This window comes from Acidimicrobiales bacterium, assembly GCA_035536915.1.
Taxonomy (GTDB): Bacteria; Actinomycetota; Acidimicrobiia; order Acidimicrobiales; family JAHWLA01; genus JAHWLA01.
Genome location: DATLNE010000005.1, coordinates 26,201 through 43,609, shown reverse-complemented (window position 1 = coordinate 43,609; position 17,409 = coordinate 26,201). Strand labels below are relative to the sequence as shown.

Here is a 17,409-nt window from a genome sequence, read left to right as displayed (position 1 = left end):
CCTACGCAACTTCCGGACGGGGTCAGCCGCCGCGGCGTTCCTCGAACCAGCGGAGCACGGCGTCGCAGCCGTCGCGCAACGAGGTCCACGGCTTCCACCCCAAGTGGATGGCAGCCCGGCCGGGGTCGAGGGCGGAGCGCTCGATCTCGCCGGGCCTGCCCGGGGCGTAGGCCGGCGCGTCGGCGATGCCCATGAGCGACGCCATGGTGGCGTAGAGCTGGTTCACCGACGTCTCCACCCCGTTGCCGATGTTGACGGTCAGCCCCCCGCCCCGCTCGGCAGCCCGCGCAAAGGCGTCGACCACGTCGTCGACGTACACGAAGTCGCGGGTCTGGGTGCCCTCGCCGAAGATCGTGCACGCCTCCCCCGACAGCAGGCGGCCCGCGAAGATGGCGACCACGCCCGCTTCGCCGTGTGGGTCTTGCCGCGGCCCGTAGACGTTGGCCAGGGCCAGCGCGGTGAACTCCACCTCGTGCAGTTCGCGATAGGCCGCCAGGTAGTCGACGGCCGCCTTCTTCGACACCCCGTAGGGCGACACCGGCTGCTGCGGGTGCGACTCGCGCACCGGCAGGTCGGCGGCGTCGACATCGCCGTAGAGCGTGCCGCCGCTGGCCGCGAACACCACCTTGCGGGCGCCCGCCCGACGCGCCCCTTCGAGCACGTTAAGGGTGCCGAGGATGTTGACCTCGGCGTCGAAGGTCGGCCGTTCCACCGACACCCGCACGTCGGCTTGGGCGGCCAGGTGGAAGATCACTTCGGGACGGCGGCGCTCGATGACGTCGGCCACTGCCTCGGCCCGGATGTCGAGCCGTTGGAAGGTGAACTCGACCGACGGATCCGAGCGGGCATCGGACAGATTGGCCAACGAGCCCGTCGACAGGTCGTCGATGACGTCGACGGCGTGGCCTTCGGCCAGCAACCGGTCGACCAGGTTGGAGCCGATGAACCCCGCTCCCCCGGTGACGAGCGCCCGCATCTAACCGGCGGGGACCGACACGGGCAGGCGCGCCCCGTCGAGCGTGGTGCCGGGCTCGACCTCGGCGGAGCCGCCGACGACGGTGAGGCCGCCCACCCGAGCGTTCTCCCCCACCACGGCGTTCTCCCCCACGATCGACCCCTCCACCACCGCGCCACCGGCCACCACGGCCCCGGGCAGGATCACCGAGCCGCGCACCACGGCGCCGTCGGCCACCCGAGCGCCTGCGCCCAGCACCGAGCCCTCCACCCGGGCGCCCCGGGCCACGAAGGCGGCGTCACCGATGAACGACGGCGCCACGACCTCGCCGTCGACCACCGGCCCGGCGTTGCCGTACCAGACACCGGGGTCGACCTCGTGGGCGTGCGACGCGGGATCGCCGCGCCGCCCTGACAGCAGGTCGAGGTTGGCCTGCAGGAACTTGGCGGGGGTGCCCGTATCGATCCAGTAGGTGTCGGAGGCCAACGCATAACACGAGCCGTCGGCTACCAAGGCAGGGAACGTCTCCCGCTCGATCGAGACGCGACGGTCGCCCGCAATGCGCTCGAGCACCGACGGCTCCAGCACGTAGGTGCCCGCGTTGATGAGGTTGGTGGGGGCCTCGCCGGGCGGCGGCTTCTCGATGAAGGCGGTGACCCGGCCTGCCTCGTCGGTGGGCACCACGCCGAATGCCGACGGGTCCTCGACCGGGGTCAGGGCGATGGTCGCCTCGGCGCCCCGGGCGCGGTGGAAGCCGACCAACGCGCCGATGTCGAGGTCGGTGAGCACGTCGCCGTTGACAACCAGGAACGTCTCGTCGATGCCGGCGTGGGTGGCGGCGAAGCGCACCGCGCCCGCGGTGTCGAGCGGCTCGGGTTCCACGGCATAGGCGAGGGCAACGCCCGCGCAGGCGTCGTCGGGGAAGGCGGCCAGGAAGGCGTCGGGGCGGTAGCCCATCGACAACACCACGTCGTCGACCCCGAAGGAGGCCAGATGGGCCAGCACCCGTTCGATCATCGTCACCTCGACGATGGGCAGCATCTGCTTGGGCGTGGTGAACGTGAGGGGGCGCAACCGCGTCCCCTCACCGCCGACCAGGACGACTGCCCTCACGGCGTGCTGGAGGGAGGGGTGGTGCCCGGCACCGACGTGGTGGTCTCGCCGCCCGTCGCGTTGGTGGTCGTGGTGGCCTCGTTGGGCACGTCGCTCGCAGGCGGCTGTGCCGGCATGTCGCTCAGGTTGTTGAGCTGGGCGAACGACGGCGGTGTGCGGGGGATCTCGGTGCCCTCGGGTGCGAAGGCCACGACGACGGCCATGCGGTCCTTGCCGAAGTGGATGTCGCTGGGGTCGCCGTTGAACGGCTCGCCCTCCACGAACGCCTGCACCTTGCCCGGCTTGTCGCCGCACATGTCGCCGTTGGAGTACTTGCGGTCGCCGACCTCGATGCGGTCGTCGTTGAGCGTGATGCCCATGGCCCGCTCGTAGACGCCCATGAGGGCGCGCTTGCCCGAGGCGGCCTGGCTGAAGGGGTGCACGTGGATCACGCCGTCGCCGTGGGTGTGCACGCCCAGGGGGTCACGGCCGTTGTCGGCCAGCGGCGGCGAGAACTGGTCGCAGAAGTAGAAGCCGTACGCCGCGTGCCAGTGGTCGTTTGTGGTGGGTTGCTCGGTGCTGCGCTCGCCGATGCGGTCGAGCGTGTCGTCACGGCTGACGACCACCAATGCCACCCCAGCGATGACGACCACGGAGATCAGGCTGTACCAACCCCAGGGTGTCTTCCCCCTGCTGGTCCGGCCGCCCCCCGTGCTCGCCGCCCGCGCAACTTTCTTTCCCGACGAAGCCTTGCCCATGGACGGAGAAACCTACCGTGTCGCGGGACGGTTGAGGGCTCGGTGGCCCAGCGCGAGGACCGTGCGCAGCGCCAAGGCGACGGCGATGACCGGCAAGAGCGCCCGCTTGGGCCCTGTGGCTGTGCGCGACGAGAAGCGCAGCAGCGACCGATGATGCGCCCGGATCATGCGATAGGGGATCTTGCTGGTCGACGCCCCCTGCACGTGCACCACCCGGGCGGCGGGCTCGAAGCCGACCCGCCAGCCCGCCTGGTGGGCCCGCCAGCAGATGTCGGTGTCCTCGGCGTACATGAAGTAGCCCTCGTCGAAGCCCCCCAGCGCGTCCCACGCCTCGCGCCGTACCAGGAAGCACGACCCCGACACCCAGTCGACGTCGCCCGCCGCGCTGCTGCGGTCGAAGTCGAGCATGCGGTAGCGCACCGTCCAGCGGTTGCGGGGCAGGGCCATGCCGAGGAAGGCGTGGCCCGCGGCGTCGCGCAGCCGCGGGAACACCCGGGGGCTGGGGTAGACGGTGCCGTCGGGGTTGAGGATGGCGGGGCCGACGACGGCCAGGCGGCGGTCCTTCTCCATGGCGTCGACCAACAGGCGCACGGCGTCGGGCTCGACGGTGATGTCGGGGTTGCAGATCAGCAGGTAGTGCCCGGAGGCCACCGCCGCGCCGCGGTTGGCCCCGCCGCCGAAGCCGAAGTTGCCGCCGGTGGGGAGCCACGTGGCGTCGGGGTCGGCGGCGGCCAGGGCTTCGGCCGAGCCGTCGTGGGAGTCGTTGTCGGCCACCACGGTCTCGGCCACGCCCGCGGCCCGCAGCGACTCGACGCACGGCACCAGGTACTCGGCCGCGTTGTAGTTGACGATGACAGCGGTGACGTCGCTCACGAGAGTTCCTTGACGAGGCGCTGCAACGACGGGCGGAAGTCGGGCAGCAGGGGCAGGCCCGACAGCCGCAGGGCGGCGTTGTCGAGCACCGAGTAAGAGGGGCGCCGGGCAGGCCGGGGCGGCTGCAGGTCAGCGGTCTTGCAGGCGGAGAACACAGGTTCGAGTCCTGCGGCCCGCACGATCTCACGGGCGAACTCGTAGCGCGACACGGCCCCTTGGTTGGTCACGTGGAAGACGCCGGGGCGGGCGTCGGTGCTCAGGCGCACCACGACCGCCGCGAGGTCGTCGGCCAGGGTGGGGCAGCCCACTTGGTCGTCGACCATGGTGAAGTCGCCGCCCCGCTCGCGGGCGAGCTTCAGCACCGAGGTCACGAAGTTGGTGCCGTAGCGGCCGCACAACCACGAGGTGCGCACCACGGCGTCGGCAGGACCGACCTCGCGCTCGCCCGCCAGCTTGGAGGCGCCGTAGGCCGACACCGGCCGCACGTCGTCCCACTCGGTGTACGGCCGCGTGCTGTCGCCGTCGAACACGTAGTCGGTAGAGATGCAGGTCACGTGGGCGCCGACGAGGCGGGCCGCTTCGACCACATGGCGGGTGCCGAGCGCGTTGACGGCGTAGGCGCGGTCGGGATCGAGCTCGCAGCCGTCGACGTCGGTGTAGGCCGCGCAATGCACGATGCGGTCGGGGCGCAGTTCGCTCACGGCGGCGAGCACGGCGTCGCGGTCGCGCACGTCGACGGTCGTGGGGATGCCGCCCAGCGCCACCACTTCCCGTCCGAGCTGGCCGCCTGCGCCGGTGACGAGGAGCCTCAGCGCCACGCCGATTCCTCGACGACCGGCGAACGCCCGATCAGCGGCTGCCACCAGTCGGGGTGGTCGCGGTACCAGCGGATGGTCTTCACCAGGCCGTCGGCGAAGTCGACCAGCGGCGACCACCCGACCTCACGGCGGATCTTGCGGGAGTCGAGCAGGTAGCGGCGGTCGTGGCCGGGGCGGTCGGGCACGATCGCCTTGAGCGACGACGGCTTGTGCAGGGCAACGAGGATGAGGTCGGCCAGTTCTTCGATGGACGCCTCGAAGCCGCTCCCCACGTTGTAGGTCTCACCCACCCGGCCGTTCTTCAGCACCGCCTCGATGGCCCGGCAGTGGTCGTCGACGTGGAGCCACTCGCGCTGGTTGGCGGTCGAGGCGTACAAGGGCAGCGGCTTGTCGTCGAGGGCGTTGGTGACGAACAGGGGGATGACCTTTTCGGGGAACTGGTACGGCCCGTAGTTGTTGGAGCAGTTGGTGATGGTGACCGGCAGCTCGTAGGTCTCGAAGTAGGCCCGCACGGCGTGGTCGGCGCCCGCCTTCGAGGCGTTGTAGGGCGTGCGCGGGCGGTACGGCGTGTCTTCCGTGAACGACTCGTCGCTGTCGAGGGGGAGGTCGCCGTAGACCTCGCAGGTGGAGATGTGGTGGAAGCGCTTGACCCCGTGGCGACGGGCCGCTTCCAGCACGGCCTGGGTGCCCAGCACGTTGGTGCGGAAGAAGCGCGCGGGGTCGAGCACGGCCAGGCTGTTGTGCGACTCGGCGGCAAAGTGCACCACCTGGTCGACGGCATGGTCGGCCATCGCCTTCTCCATGGCGGCCAGGTCGCCCACGTCGGCCTGCACGAAGGCGACGTGGTCGCCTTCGAGGTCGGTGAGGCTGGCCCGCACGCCCGCGTAGGTCAGGAGGTCGACGACCACCACCCGGTCGTCGGGGTGGCGATGGCGCCAGAAACGCACGAAGTTGGAGCCGATGAAGCCGGCGCCGCCGGTGACGAGGACGTTCACGGCAGGTCGACTCGGGAGTGGTCGCCCAACATGACGCGGACCGCCCGGGGGCCGGCGTCGGCCCGGCACATCTCCACCTCGCGCCCGATGAGCGAATCGGCGATGCGCGACACGCCCACGATGCGGCTGTCCTCCAGCACCACCGAGTGCTCGATCTCCGACTGGCGGATGGTGCAGCGCGGCGCGATCGACGTGAACGGGCCGATGTAGCTGTCGACCACTTGGGTTCCCGCGCCGATGACGGCGGGGCCGCGCACGATCGAGCGCACCACCTCGGCGCCCGCCTCCACCACCACTCGTCCTTCGATGCGCGAGCCGTCGTCGACGCTGCCGTCGATGCGGCCGTCGAGCGTCTCCAGCACCAAGCGGTTGGCCTCCAGCAGCGGGGTGAGCTTGCCGGTGTCGATCCACCAACCGTCGAGGATCTGCGAACGCACGGCACGGCCGTTGTCGATGAGCCACTGGATGGCGTCGGTGATCTCCAACTCGCCGCGAGCCGACGGGCGGATGGCCCGCACCGCCTCGTGCACGGCGGGACCGAACAGGTAGACGCCGACCAGGGCGAGGTCGGAGGGCGGGTCGACGGGCTTCTCGACCAGGCGCACCACGTGGCCCTCGGCGTCGAGCTCGGCCACGCCGAAGCGGGTGGGGTCGGGGACCTTGGCCAGCAGGATGGAAGCCGCCACCTCGGGCGGGCGGGCGGCGAAGTCGACCACCAGCGTGTCGACGCCACGCTGGAGCAGGTTGTCGCCCAGGTACATCACGAAGTCGTCGTCGCCCAGGAAGTCGCGGGCGATGAGCACGGCATGGGCCAGCCCGAGCGGCGCCTCCTGGCGCAGGTAGGTGACGGTGATGCCGAAGGCGCTGCCGTCGCCCACGGCGGCCTCGATCTCGGCGGCGGTGTCGCCCACCACGATGCCCACCTCGGTGATGCCCGCAGCGGCCACCGACTCCAGCGCGTAGTAGAGGATCGGCTTGTTGGCCACCGGCACCAACTGCTTGGCGCTGGTGTGGGTGATGGGGCGGAGGCGGGTGCCCTCGCCGCCCGCCAGGATGAGCGCCTTCAGCACTGGGGCTGGGGCGGCGCGCCCTGGCTGGCGGCGGGCGCCGTCGTCGTGGTGGTCGCCGTCGCCTTGGGCGCCGTCGTGGTGGTCGGGCCGCCCGGGGCGCGGATGCCGTCGAACGACGAGCCGGTGATGAGCACGGCGTCGATTCCTCGCAAGGTGCGGTCCTCCTCGAGCGTGGCGCCGCCGCCGACGTAGGCCTGGAGCAGGCGAGCCTTCTCGCGTTGGCCGGTGCCGTACTTCACCACGGTCTTGGTGTACTTGAAGGTGTCGGCCGGGCCGATGCCCGCGATGGTGAAGCCGTGCTCGCGCAGGGCCGTCGACACCTCGCCCGCCTGGCCGTCGGCGCCCGAGCCGTTGAGCACGCGCACCCGGATGGTGCTGGTCGAGATCTTGGGCAGGGAGTTGACGTCGACGGCAGGCTCGGCGGGCGCCACCTCGCCCCGGAAGCGGCGCAGCACCTCGTCGGCGTCGGGCTGCTTGAGCTTCAGCACCGACGCTTCACCCACCCGGGTGGCGAATGTGGGGATGGGGATCATGTCGACCTTGTCGGGCTCCAACGACCGGAACTTCTGGGCCAGGCGCAGGATGTCCTTGGTCGACAGGGCGTCGTCGATGGTGACGTTCTTGACGGCGTTGCCGATGAGGGCGTTGAGGGTGGCCGGGTTCTTGCCCACCCGCACTGCCTTGTGCATGACGCGGCGGAGGAAGTCCTGCTGGCGCTCGATGCGGCCCAGGTCGGCGCTGGGGTCGGTGCGCCAGCGGCCGCTCTCGTAGTACTGGTAGTGGCGGCTGCGCACGTACTTGAGGGCGCCGTCGCCGTCGAGGGCCACACAGCCCGCCTTGCGAATGTCGAGGCCGGTGACGGTGTCGCGGGCCGGTGCGGGGAAGTAGACGTTCACGCCGCCGATTGAGTTGACGATGCCGCGGAAGCCGTTGAAGTCGACTTGGGCGTAGTGGTCGATCTCGATGCCCAGCGCTTCCTTGATCGTCTTGATGAGCTGCTCGGGGCCGTTCTCGAAGGCGGTGTTGATGCGGTCGCTGCGGTTCGTCCCTGCTATCGGCACGTAGAGGTCGCGGGGGATCGACAGGATCGCCGCCTTCTCCGATGTCGGGTCGATGTGCATGACGATGATGGTGTCGCTGCGCTCGCCGCCGACCTGCTTCTCGGTGCCGAACTGCTTGGCCTCTTCCTTGGAGATGTTCTTCCGGGAGTCGGAGCCGACGAGCAGCACGTTCATGGGCTTGCCCGGGTCGTCGTCGCCCCCGTTGCGCAGCACGCCGGCGATGTCGATCTTGGGGACCTGGCCCAGGCGGAACTTGATGTAGCCATAGGTCGCGGCCGCGCCGACCAAGGACAGAGCGACGAAGATGTTGAGGGCGATGAGGATCCGGCGAGGCCAGCGACGGCGCGGCGGACCCACCACCACGGGTGCCTGGGCCACGCATCGAGGCTAGCAGCGGCGGTCCGGAAATCGGCAGTCGGAGGACTAGCTGACGGGCAGGCCGAGCTCCCGGCTGATGACCAGCCGCTGGATCTCGGAGGTGCCCTCGCCGATCTCCAGGATCTTGGCGTCGCGGTAGAAGCGGGCCACCGGCGTCTCGTCGATGAAGCCGTAGCCGCCGAAGATCTGCGTGGCCTCCCGGGTGGCCGTCACCGCCGCCTCGGTGGCGTAGAGCTTGGCCATGGCGGCTTCCTTCTTGAACGGCCGGCCTGTGTCCTTGAGCCACGCCGCCTTGTAGGTGATGTTGCGGGCGTTCTCGGTCATGACGGCGAGGTCGGCGCACTTGAAGGCCACGGCCTGGTAGCGGCCGATCGGCGCGCCGAAGGCCTGGCGTTCCTTGGCGTAGGCGACCGACTGCTCGAGGCACGCCTGCGCCAACCCCACGGCCAGCGCGGCGATGGCGATGCGCCCGTCGTCGAGGGTGGCCAGGAACTGCTTGAACCCCCGCCCCCGCTCCCCCAACAGGTTCGCCTCGGGCACCCGGCAGCCCTCGAAACGCAGCCCGTGGGTGTCGGAGGCGTGCCAGCCCATCTTCCGGTACGGCGGCTCCACCACGAACCCGGGCGTGCCCGCGGGCACGATGATGGCGCTGATCTCCCCCGGCCCGGTACGGGCCGTCACCGTCACCAGCGACGTGATCGCCGTGCCCGAGTTGGTGATGAACGCCTTGGCCCCGTCGATGACCCACTGGCCGTCGACGACCTCGGCCTTGGTGCGGGTAGCACCCGCATCGCTGCCCGCGTCGGGCTCGGTGAGGCCGAAGCCCGCCAACGCCTGGCCGGCGCACAAATCGGGGAGCCACTGCTGCTTCTGCTCCTCGTTGCCGAAGTTGAAGATCGGCGCGGCGCCGAGGCCGACGCCGGCCTCCAACGTGATGCCCATCGACTGGTCGACTCGGCCCAGCTCCTCGATGGCGATGCACAAGGTGGTGAAGTCGGCGCCCGAGCCGCCGTACTCCTCGGGGAACGGCAACCCGAACAGGCCCAGTTCCCCCATGGCCCGCACGGTGTCGACGGGGAACGTGTGGTCGCGGTCCCACTCCTCGGCGTGCGGGGCGATCTCCGCCTCGGCGAAGTCGCGAACGACCTTGCGGAACGCCTCCTGCTCAGCCGAGAACTCGACGTACATGGGCGAATCGTAGGCTGAGCGTCGATGGCCCCTCCTTTGGCGGTCGTCGGCGGCCACCTGGCCACCGGCCTCCGTGACGTGACGTCCGACGTGAGCGCCCTCGACTCGCACGGGTTCTGGGCCGTCGTCGTCACCTTCGAAGGCGACATCACCTGCGCCCGCTTCGACGACGTGCGACCCGCCCGCCCGTGGCCTGGGCCGCCGTGGCAAGGCCCTCGGGCCGACGCGTGGCGCACCTCGCTCGACCGCGCCGCCTTCTGCCACGGCGTCGAGGTCATCCGCGACGCCATCGCCGCGGGCGACGTCTACCAGGTGAACCTGTGCCGGCGGCTCTCGGCGCCCGCGCCCCCCGGCGCCGACGTGGCCGCCCTCGGCGCTGCCCTCGCCGTCGGCAACCCGGCGCCCTACAGCGCGGTGGTGCGGGTGCCCGGCGTGGCCGTCGCTTCCGCCTCGCCTGAGCGGTTCCTGCGGCGCGACGGCGACCTGGTCGAGTCCCGGCCCATCAAGGGCACGGCGTCGACCGCCGAGGGCTTCCTGGCCAAGGACCGGGCCGAGAACGTGATGATCGTCGACCTCGTACGCAACGACCTCGGGCGCGTCGCCGAGTACGGCTCTGTCGAGGTGCCCGGCCTGTGCGAGACGGAAGAGCACCCCGGCCTCGTTCACCTCGTCTCGACCGTGACCGCCCGCCTGCGCCCGCACACCACGTGGGGCGAACTGCTCGACGCCACGTTCCCGCCGGGGTCGGTGACGGGGGCGCCGAAGCTGGCCGCCCTCGACATCATCGGCAAGCTCGAACCGGTCGACCGGGGCCCCTACTGCGGAGCCGTCGGCTGGGTCGACGCCGACCGCCGGCGGGGCGACCTCAACGTCGCCATCCGCACCTTCTGGCTGGAGGGCGGCGAACTGCACCTGGGTACCGGTGGGGGCATCACGTGGGACTCGTCGCCCGAGGGCGAATGGGAGGAGACCGAGTTGAAGGCTCGCCGCCTGCTGTCGGTGGTGTCGTCGTGAAGGTGTGGGTCAACGGGGGCCTGTGCGACGAGGCCGAGGCCCGGGTCTCGCCGTTCGACCACGGGCTGCTCACCGGCGACGGCGTGTTCGAGACGCTCAAGGTCTACGACGGCCGGCCCTTCGCCGTGCGCCGCCACCTCGAACGGCTGGCGTTCTCGGCCAAGGGGCTGGGCCTGCCCATGCCCGACGCCGACGACCTGCGCACCGCCCTCGACGAGGTCATCGCCGCCAACGACGTGCGCGACGGTCGCCTGCGCATCACCCTCACCGGCGGCCCGTCGCCGCTGGGCTCCGAGCGAGGGACGGCCGACCCGCTGGTCATCGTCGCCGCCGGCGAACTGCGGCCGTGGCCGCCCACCACCGATGTGGTCGTCGTCCCGTGGCCCCGCAACGAACGGGGCGCGCTGGCCGGGCTGAAGACGACGTCGTACGGCGAGAACGTGGTCGCCCTCGCCTACGCCAACGAGCGGGGGGCCAGCGAGGCGATCTTCGCCAACCTGGCGGGGAACCTGTGCGAGGGGACGGGCACCAACGTGTTCCTGGTGACCGGGGGCCGCCTGCTCACGCCGCCGCTTTCGTCGGGCTGCTTGGCCGGCGTGACGCGCAACCTCGTCATCGAGCTGACCGGCGCCGTCGAGGAGGACGTGCCCGTCGAGGCGCTGGCCGAGGCCGACGAAGCGTTCCTCACCTCCACCACCCGGGAGGTGCAGCCGGTGCGGGCGGTCGACGGCAAGGTGCTGCCGGTCGCGCCTGGCCCGGTCACCACCGAGGCGGCCGAGGCCTTCGCCGCCCTCGCCGCCCGCGACCTCGACCCCTGACCCGTTCTGACGGCGGGTCAGGCGGGGCGGAGGTGGACGACGTCGCCCGCGGTGACGGTCCGGCCGTCGACCACGAGGTGGCCCTCCGGCGTGACCGCCGTGGCGACGCCCTCGAACGTCTCGCCCGCCAGTTCCACTCGCACCCGGCGTCCCACCGTCGAGCACTCGGCCGCATACCGCGACGCCACCAGCGCCCAGTCGCCGTACATCGACGCCAGTGACGACAACAGAGCGTCCAGGACAACCTCGCGGTCGGCCTCCGGCCCCACGCACGCCGCCCCGGGCGGTGCCCACGTCAGGTTGATGCCGATGCCCACCACCACCGCAGGCAGGTCGGCCTCGGCCAGCACGCCCGCCAGCTTGCGGTCGTCGACCAGCAGGTCGTTGGGCCACTTGAGCGACGGCAGCCCGCCCAGCGCGTCGCGAGCGGCCAGCGCCACCACCGCCACCGCCAGGTGCAGCCGCTCCGGCGGCAGGTCGGGCCGCAGCAGCACCGAGCACAACAACGACGACCCCGGCGGCGCCTCCCACACCCGTCCCAGCCGCCCCCGTCCTGCCGTCTGGTGGTCGGCCACCGCCACCACGCCCTCGGGCGCGCCGGCCCGCGCTTGGTCGAGCAGGTAGCGGTTGGTGGAGTCGATCGACTCGAACCGGCGGACCTCGAATTCCCTGCGGGCGACCACGGCTGCAACCATATGGCCACCATGCTGAACAAGGTCCTCATCGCGAACCGCGGCGAGATTGCGGTGCGAGTCATCCGCACCTGCCGCGAGCTCGGAATCGCAACCGTCGCCGTCTACTCGGAACTCGACCGCACCGCACTGCACGTGCGCCTGGCCGACGAGGCGTACGCCCTCGGCGGGCAGACCGCCGCCGAGAGCTACCTCAACACCGAGGCCATCCTCGACGTCGTCGAACGCAGCGGCGCCGACGCCGTCCACCCCGGCTACGGCTTCTTCTCGGAGAACGTCGACTTCGCCCGGGCCATCACCGCCAAGGGCGTGACGTTCATCGGCCCGCCCCCCGAGGCCATCGAGGTCATGGGCGACAAGGTGAGCAGCCGCATCGCCGCCCAGAAGGCGGGCGTCGACGGCGTGCCCGGCACCAACGAGTTCCTCACCGACGCCGACGACGTCATCGCCTTCGGCAACGAGCACGGCTGGCCCGTCGCCATCAAGGCGGCCTACGGCGGCGGCGGCCGCGGCATGAAGGTCGTGCCCTCGGCCGACAAGGCCGCCGAACTGCTGGCCTCCGCCCAGCGTGAGGCCAAGGGCGCCTTCGGCCGCGACGAGTGCTACATCGAGCGCTACCTCACGTGGCCCCGCCACATCGAGATGCAGGTGTTCGCCGACACACAGGGCAACGCCGTGTGGCTGGGCGAGCGCGACTGCTCGGCCCAGCGCCGCCACCAGAAGCTGATCGAGGAAAGCCCCGCCCCCGACTTCCCCGACGAGATCCGCCAGGCCATGGGCGAAGCGGCGGTCAAGGTGGCCAAAGCCACCGGCTACGTCAACGCGGGCACCGTCGAGTTCCTCTACCAGGACGGCGACTTCTTCTTCCTGGAGATGAACACCCGCCTGCAGGTCGAGCACCCCGTCACCGAGATGGTGACCGGGATGGACCTGGTGGCGCTACAGCTCCACATCGCCGCGGGCGAGCCGCTGCCGTTCACCCAGGACGACATCGTGCGCACCGGCCACGCCATCGAGTGCCGCCTCAACGCCGAGAACCCGGCAGGCGGTCGCTTCCTGCCCAGCCCCGGCACCATCACCCGCTTCCGCCGCCCCGACGGCTTCGGCACCCGCACCGACGCGGGCTACGACGAGGGTGACGCCGTCAGCCAGTACTACGACAACCTCATCGCCAAGCTCATCGTGTGGGGCCCCGACCGCGAGTCGGCCCGCAAGCGCATGATCCGGGCCTTGGAGGAGACCGAGATCGAGGGCGTGGCCACCACCATCCCCGCCCACCTCGCCATCCTCGGCCACGAGGACTTCATCGCAGGCGAGCACTCCACCAAGTGGGTGGAGGAGCGCCTCGACTTCTCCACGCTGGAGCTTCCCGCCCCCGCCGCGCCGCCCGCCGCCGAAGAGGGCGAGCCCGCCAAGGTGCAGCGCGACGTCGACGTGGAGGTCAACGGCAAGCGTTACTCGGTGAAGTTGTGGGTGCCCGACGTGCCCGCCGCCGTGGTGACCACCGGCGCCGGTGCCGGTGCGGCCGGTGCGCCTCGTCCCCGCCCCCGGGCGGGCGGTGGGTCCGGTGCCGGCGGTGCCGCAGGCTCGGGCAACGTCAGCGTCCCCATGCAGGGCACCATCGTCAAGGTGCTGGTCGAGGCGGGCGACGCCGTCGAGGTGGGCCAGCCCATCTGCGTGCTCGAGGCCATGAAGATGGAGAACAACGTCAACGCCGAGAAGGCGGGCACGATCAAGGAGATCAAGGTCAAGCCCGGCGACACGGTGGGAGCGGGCGACGTTGTGGCGGTGATCGAGTAGACCGGAGGGCATGGACGCCAAGGCCGCGGCGAAGGACATCGTCGGCGGGGCGGAAACGGCCCTGCTCGACCTGAGCCATCGCATCCACGCCAACCCCGAGACCTCCTTCGAAGAGGAACAAGCCGCCGCCTGGTGCGCCGAAGCGCTCACCGCCGGCGGCTTTTCCGTTGAGGCGGGGGTGTGCGACCTGCCCACGGCCTTCGTCGCCACCGCGGGCAGCGGGCCGCTGACCATCGGCATCTGTGCCGAGTACGACGCCCTGCCCGGCGTCGGCCACGCGTGCGGCCACAACGTGATCGCCGCCGCCGGCGTCGGGGCCGGCCTCGCCTTGGCGGCCTTGGCCGACGACCTCGGCATCACCGTCAAGGTGTTCGGCACCCCGGCCGAGGAAGGCGGGGGCGGCAAGATCCTCATGTTGGAACGGGGCGCCTTCGACGGCGTCCACGCCTCGATGATGGTGCACCCCACCCCCATCGAGTCCGACCACATGCCGTGCCTGGCGGTAGCCCACGTCGACGTGCACTACACGGGCAAAGAGGCCCACGCTTCGGCCTTCCCCGAACTGGGCCGCAACGCCGCCGACGCTCTCACCGTGGCCCAGACGGCCATCGGGCTGCTGCGCCAGCACATCTCGCATGACGCCCGCATCCACGGCATCGTCACCCACGGCGGCGACGCCCCCAACGTGGTGCCCGCCCACACCAGCGGCAAGTGGTACGTGCGGGAGAAGACGCTGGAGAAGCTGGCCGAGCTCGAGCCCCGCGTCTACAAGTGCTTCGAAGCGGGTGCGATCGCCACGGGGTGCGAGTACGAGATCGTGCAGGTGTCGCCGCCGTATTCGGAGTTCGTGCACGACGTGGAGATGGCCGCGGTCTACAAGCGCAACGCGCAGGACCTGGGCCGCACATTCCCCGACGTCGGCGACCTGCTGGAGAAGATGGCGGGCTCCACCGACATGGCCAACGTGTCGCTGGCGCTGCCCACCATCCACCCCATGCTCGGGCTCAACACCTACCCGGTGTCGAACCACCAGCCCGAGTTCGCCGCCTTCTGCGCCACGCCGGAGGCCGACAAGGCCGCCCTCGACGGCGCCGCCGCCATGGCCTGGACGGTGATCGACCTCGCGGGCGACCAAGCCCAGCGGAGTCGACTACTCAGCCGCGTCGGCTAGGGCTTCGGCCAAGGCCGGGTGCACCAACAAGCTCTCCAGAATGTCGGTCACCTTGAGGCCCGCAGTCACGGCGAGGGCGATGACCGAGATGAGCTCGGAGGCCCCTCGGCCCACGATCGACCCGCCCAGCACCACGCCGGTGGCGGGGTCGGAGACGATCTTCACGAAGCCCCGCGGGTCGCCGTCGATCAGCGCCCGGGCGTTGGCGGCGAACGGCACCTTGGTCACCCGGATCTTGCGGCCGAAGGCAAACGCCTCGGCCTCGGCGAGGCCCACATCGGCGATCTCGGGCTCGGTGAAGATGGCCGAGGCCGCCTTCTCGTAGTCGAGGTGGCGGTGCTGGCGGGTGTGCAGCCCCATCACGTGCTCGGCCACCTTGCGGCCCTGCATGGAGGCCACCGACGCCAGCGGCAGCTTGCCCGACAGGTCGCCGGCTGCATAGATATGCGGCACGTTGGATTGGCAGTGGTGGTTCACCGGCACGTACCCGCCGTTGACCTCGACACCCGCCGCCTCCAGCCCCAGCGCCTCCGAGTTCGGCACCAAGCCGATGGCCAAGAGGGCATGCGAACCCCGCACCACGCGGCCGTCGTCACAGCGCACGGTCACCCCGTCGCTCTCGATGTCGATGCCCACCGCCCGGGCGCCCTTGTAGAGCGACACGCCGGTGGCCAGGAAGTCGTCCTCCAAGGCGGCGGCCACCTCGGCGTCCTTCTGCGGCAGCACCTGCTGGCGGCTCACGATGAGGCTGACCTTGGAGCCGAACGAGCGGAACATGTGCACGAACTCCACGCCGGTCACGCCCGATCCGATCACCACCAGGTGCTCGGGCAGCACGGGCGGCGGGTAGGCGTGGCGGGTGGTGAGCAGGCGCACGCCGTCGGGCTCGGCCCAGTCGGGGATGCGGGGCCGGGAGCCGGTCGACAGCAGCACGGCGTCGGCCGACAGTTCCTCCATGCCGCCGTCGTCGGTCTCCACGACCACCTCGTGCGGGCCCTTGAGCCGAGCGGTGCCGCGGATCACCCGCACGCCCTGGCTGGCCAGCAGTTGCGTGTTGGACCGGCACAGGTGCTCGCTGATGGCGGTGATGCGGGCCTTGAGCGCCTCGAAGTCGAGGGTGGCCTCCAGCTTCGACAACCCCATGCCCTCGGCCCGCCGAGTGAGCGACATGGCGCCGCCGGTGGCGATCATCGCCTTGGAGGGGATGCAGTCCCACAGGTTGGCGGAACCGCCCAGCACGTCGCGCTCGACGACGGTCACCTCCGCACCCAGCCGGGCGGCATGCGTCGCCGCCTGCACGCCTGCCGGTCCGCCGCCGATGATCACGAAACGCACAGCCACGGACGTCGAGGCTACCGTCCGCCCCATGGCACTCGATGAAGCCGTCCTGGCCGACCTACGCGAGACGAAGGCGCAGATCGACCAACTGCAACAACGGCTCAAGGAACTGGTCGCCCAACTGCGCGACAGCGGCGCCTCCGCCCAGGAGATCGCCGAGGCCCTGCGCTCGTAGACGTCAGCCCGGTTCAGGCACCAGGGTCACGCCGTCAGTGGCGTGACCCTGGTGCCAGAACGAACGGCGCGGGCGGCGGCACGGCCGGCCTCCACCCCTGAGGCCCACGACACCTCGCCCAGCACGCCGGGGGCGGCGACCCAGTCACCGGTCAGCCACACGCCGTCGCCGCGATCGACCGCAGGCCGGTCGCGCCACGTCATGCCCGGGTAGTCGAGAGCGCCGCTGCGGCCTTCGAACACCGAGCGCCGCCGCCACACCTCCCGCTCACGCCAGCCGGGGTAGGCCAGGTCGTACAACGCCTCCACCCGGGCCACGCCTTGTTCCAGCGTCTCCCCCGGCCGCATGCCGACTTGGCCCTGCGCCAGTTCGTGGCCCGCCGGCGCCAGCGTGCGGTCGTTGCGGGTGAAGCGCTCCACGAAGCCCGACTCGTCAAGGTCGGCCACGATGTAGTTGTCGCCCCGGGCCGAGCGGAACCCGATGTCGAGTAAGGCCACCCGGTTGTCGGCGCCCCGCAACGAGTCGTCGCCCAGCAGCTTGCGGGCCACGAGAGGCTCGACGGCCACCACCACCGGCCCGTTGGGCAACGAGTCGACCGGCGAGTGCACCACGAGGCGCACGCCGAGCGTCTCGGCATGGGCCGCCAGTCGATCCATGACGCTGGTCCAGCCGCCGACAGGGAAGCGGGCGGGGTTGGCCACCTTGTAGACCCGAGCCAGCCGCTCCTGCACGAACGCCGCCGACAGCGCGCCCGGGTCGGCGCAGAAGGTCACGACGCCCGCCGCCATGCTCCAGCGATGGGCGGCCTCGGCGCCCCAGCGCGACGCCACCCACGAGCGGAAGTCGACGTCGACCGGCACGTCCTTGGCCCGCAGCACGCCGACGCTGCGCAGCATGGCGGCGGGCAGCCCCCGCCGGGCCTTGCCGTCGACCCGAGCCCGCAGCCCGGTCGGCGTCTTGGCCCACCCGCACTTGGGGAGAAGGCGACGGTCCTTGAGCCAGTCCCACATGGGGCCGTCGTTGTAGAGGGCGTGGGGCCCGAGGTTGGCGACGAACGGCCCTTGCGAGCTACGGCCCCGACCGCCCAACATGCCATGCGCCTCGTGCAGTTCGACCGAGGCGCCTTCCTCTGCTGCGGTGATGGCGGCCACCAGGCCCGCCAACCCGCCTCCGACGACAGTGATGGTGCTCATGCCTACAAGAGGATCGGAAC

Annotated in this window: 17 protein-coding genes; 5 read left to right on the top strand and 12 right to left on the bottom strand. The window is 71.1% G+C overall.

Going from position 1 to position 17,409, the window contains the following annotated elements; translation table 11 throughout:
* Window positions 1-22 precede the first annotated feature (22 nt).
* The 9 genes from VM938_01680 to VM938_01640 all read right to left on the bottom strand — a co-directional run bounded on the left by VM938_01680 (window position 23) and on the right by VM938_01640 (window position 9,188).
* The gene (locus VM938_01680) at window positions 23-976 is read right to left on the bottom strand and encodes an NAD-dependent epimerase/dehydratase family protein (protein HVF73732.1); all 954 of its coding nucleotides are present in this window, start codon (window positions 974-976) and stop codon (window positions 23-25) included.
* Window positions 977-2,068 (bottom strand): NDP-sugar synthase, encoded by a 1,092-nt coding sequence (locus VM938_01675; GenBank protein ID HVF73731.1) that lies wholly within the window; start codon window positions 2,066-2,068, stop codon window positions 977-979.
* A complete protein-coding gene (locus VM938_01670; GenBank protein HVF73730.1) occupies window positions 2,065-2,700 on the bottom strand; it encodes a hypothetical protein in 636 nt (211 codons plus the stop codon). Before VM938_01670 ends, VM938_01675 begins: the two co-directional genes overlap by 4 nt.
* Before the next feature lie 117 nt (window positions 2,701-2,817).
* Window positions 2,818-3,678: a glycosyltransferase family 2 protein gene (locus VM938_01665; GenBank protein HVF73729.1), complete on the bottom strand. Its 861-nt coding sequence runs from the start codon at window positions 3,676-3,678 to the stop codon at window positions 2,818-2,820.
* On the bottom strand, window positions 3,675-4,496 hold the full coding sequence (gene rfbD / locus VM938_01660; protein HVF73728.1) for a dTDP-4-dehydrorhamnose reductase: 822 nt from the start codon (window positions 4,494-4,496) through the stop codon (window positions 3,675-3,677). The genes VM938_01665 and rfbD overlap by 4 nt, the downstream gene beginning before the upstream one ends.
* A complete protein-coding gene (gene rfbB / locus VM938_01655) occupies window positions 4,487-5,491 on the bottom strand; it encodes a dTDP-glucose 4,6-dehydratase (protein ID HVF73727.1) in 1,005 nt (334 codons plus the stop codon). Before rfbB ends, rfbD begins: the two co-directional genes overlap by 10 nt.
* Window positions 5,488-6,561 carry a glucose-1-phosphate thymidylyltransferase gene (locus VM938_01650; GenBank protein ID HVF73726.1) on the bottom strand — a complete coding sequence of 358 codons (1,074 nt, stop codon included), beginning with the start codon at window positions 6,559-6,561 and terminating at the stop codon, window positions 5,488-5,490. The genes rfbB and VM938_01650 overlap by 4 nt, the downstream gene beginning before the upstream one ends.
* On the bottom strand, window positions 6,555-8,000 hold the full coding sequence (locus tag VM938_01645; protein HVF73725.1) for an LCP family protein: 1,446 nt from the start codon (window positions 7,998-8,000) through the stop codon (window positions 6,555-6,557). Before VM938_01645 ends, VM938_01650 begins: the two co-directional genes overlap by 7 nt.
* Before the next feature lie 45 nt (window positions 8,001-8,045).
* On the bottom strand, window positions 8,046-9,188 hold the full coding sequence (locus tag VM938_01640) for an acyl-CoA dehydrogenase family protein (protein ID HVF73724.1): 1,143 nt from the start codon (window positions 9,186-9,188) through the stop codon (window positions 8,046-8,048).
* Between the two features lie 24 nt (window positions 9,189-9,212).
* Between VM938_01640 and VM938_01635 the strand changes: the two genes are divergently transcribed.
* Window positions 9,213-10,202 carry an anthranilate synthase component I family protein gene (locus VM938_01635; protein ID HVF73723.1) on the top strand — a complete coding sequence of 330 codons (990 nt, stop codon included), beginning with the start codon at window positions 9,213-9,215 and terminating at the stop codon, window positions 10,200-10,202.
* Window positions 10,199-11,020 carry an aminotransferase class IV gene (locus VM938_01630; GenBank protein HVF73722.1) on the top strand — a complete coding sequence of 274 codons (822 nt, stop codon included), beginning with the start codon at window positions 10,199-10,201 and terminating at the stop codon, window positions 11,018-11,020. The genes VM938_01635 and VM938_01630 overlap by 4 nt, the downstream gene beginning before the upstream one ends.
* A 17-nt stretch (window positions 11,021-11,037) precedes the next feature.
* On the opposite strand, the gene VM938_01625 is transcribed toward VM938_01630, so the two are convergent.
* Window positions 11,038-11,715, bottom strand: coding sequence for a biotin--[acetyl-CoA-carboxylase] ligase (locus VM938_01625; protein HVF73721.1), 678 nt, complete (start codon window positions 11,713-11,715; stop codon window positions 11,038-11,040).
* Here VM938_01625 and VM938_01620 point away from each other — a divergent pair, their 5' ends adjacent.
* The gene (locus VM938_01620; GenBank protein ID HVF73720.1) at window positions 11,716-13,512 is read left to right on the top strand and encodes an acetyl-CoA carboxylase biotin carboxylase subunit; all 1,797 of its coding nucleotides are present in this window, start codon (window positions 11,716-11,718) and stop codon (window positions 13,510-13,512) included.
* Between the two features lie 10 nt (window positions 13,513-13,522).
* Window positions 13,523-14,683: an amidohydrolase gene (locus VM938_01615; protein ID HVF73719.1), complete on the top strand. Its 1,161-nt coding sequence runs from the start codon at window positions 13,523-13,525 to the stop codon at window positions 14,681-14,683.
* On the opposite strand, the gene VM938_01610 is transcribed toward VM938_01615, so the two are convergent.
* Entirely contained in the window at window positions 14,663-16,024 is a 1,362-nt protein-coding gene (locus VM938_01610; GenBank protein ID HVF73718.1) for an FAD-dependent oxidoreductase, read from the bottom strand. The genes VM938_01615 and VM938_01610 overlap by 21 nt on opposite strands.
* Window positions 16,025-16,049: 25 nt before the next feature.
* Here VM938_01610 and VM938_01605 point away from each other — a divergent pair, with 25 nt between their 5' ends.
* A complete protein-coding gene (locus VM938_01605; GenBank protein HVF73717.1) occupies window positions 16,050-16,196 on the top strand; it encodes a hypothetical protein in 147 nt (48 codons plus the stop codon).
* Between the two features lie 26 nt (window positions 16,197-16,222).
* Here VM938_01605 and VM938_01600 read toward each other — a convergent pair whose 3' ends face one another.
* Entirely contained in the window at window positions 16,223-17,389 is a 1,167-nt protein-coding gene (locus VM938_01600; protein ID HVF73716.1) for an NAD(P)-binding protein, read from the bottom strand.
* Window positions 17,390-17,409: the final 20 nt, after the last annotated feature.

Coding starts and splice junctions, on each gene's coding strand:
- VM938_01620 (HVF73720.1), top strand. CDS start 11,716: ATGGCCACCATGCTGAACAAGGTCCTCATCGCGAACCGCGGCGAGATT.
- VM938_01680 (HVF73732.1), bottom strand. CDS start 976: ATGCGGGCGCTCGTCACCGGGGGAGCGGGGTTCATCGGCTCCAACCTG.
- VM938_01600 (HVF73716.1), bottom strand. CDS start 17,389: ATGAGCACCATCACTGTCGTCGGAGGCGGGTTGGCGGGCCTGGTGGCC.
- VM938_01615 (HVF73719.1), top strand. CDS start 13,523: ATGGACGCCAAGGCCGCGGCGAAGGACATCGTCGGCGGGGCGGAAACG.
- VM938_01625 (HVF73721.1), bottom strand. CDS start 11,715: ATGGTTGCAGCCGTGGTCGCCCGCAGGGAATTCGAGGTCCGCCGGTTC.
- VM938_01635 (HVF73723.1), top strand. CDS start 9,213: ATGGCCCCTCCTTTGGCGGTCGTCGGCGGCCACCTGGCCACCGGCCTC.
- VM938_01640 (HVF73724.1), bottom strand. CDS start 9,188: ATGTACGTCGAGTTCTCGGCTGAGCAGGAGGCGTTCCGCAAGGTCGTT.
- VM938_01605 (HVF73717.1), top strand. CDS start 16,050: ATGGCACTCGATGAAGCCGTCCTGGCCGACCTACGCGAGACGAAGGCG.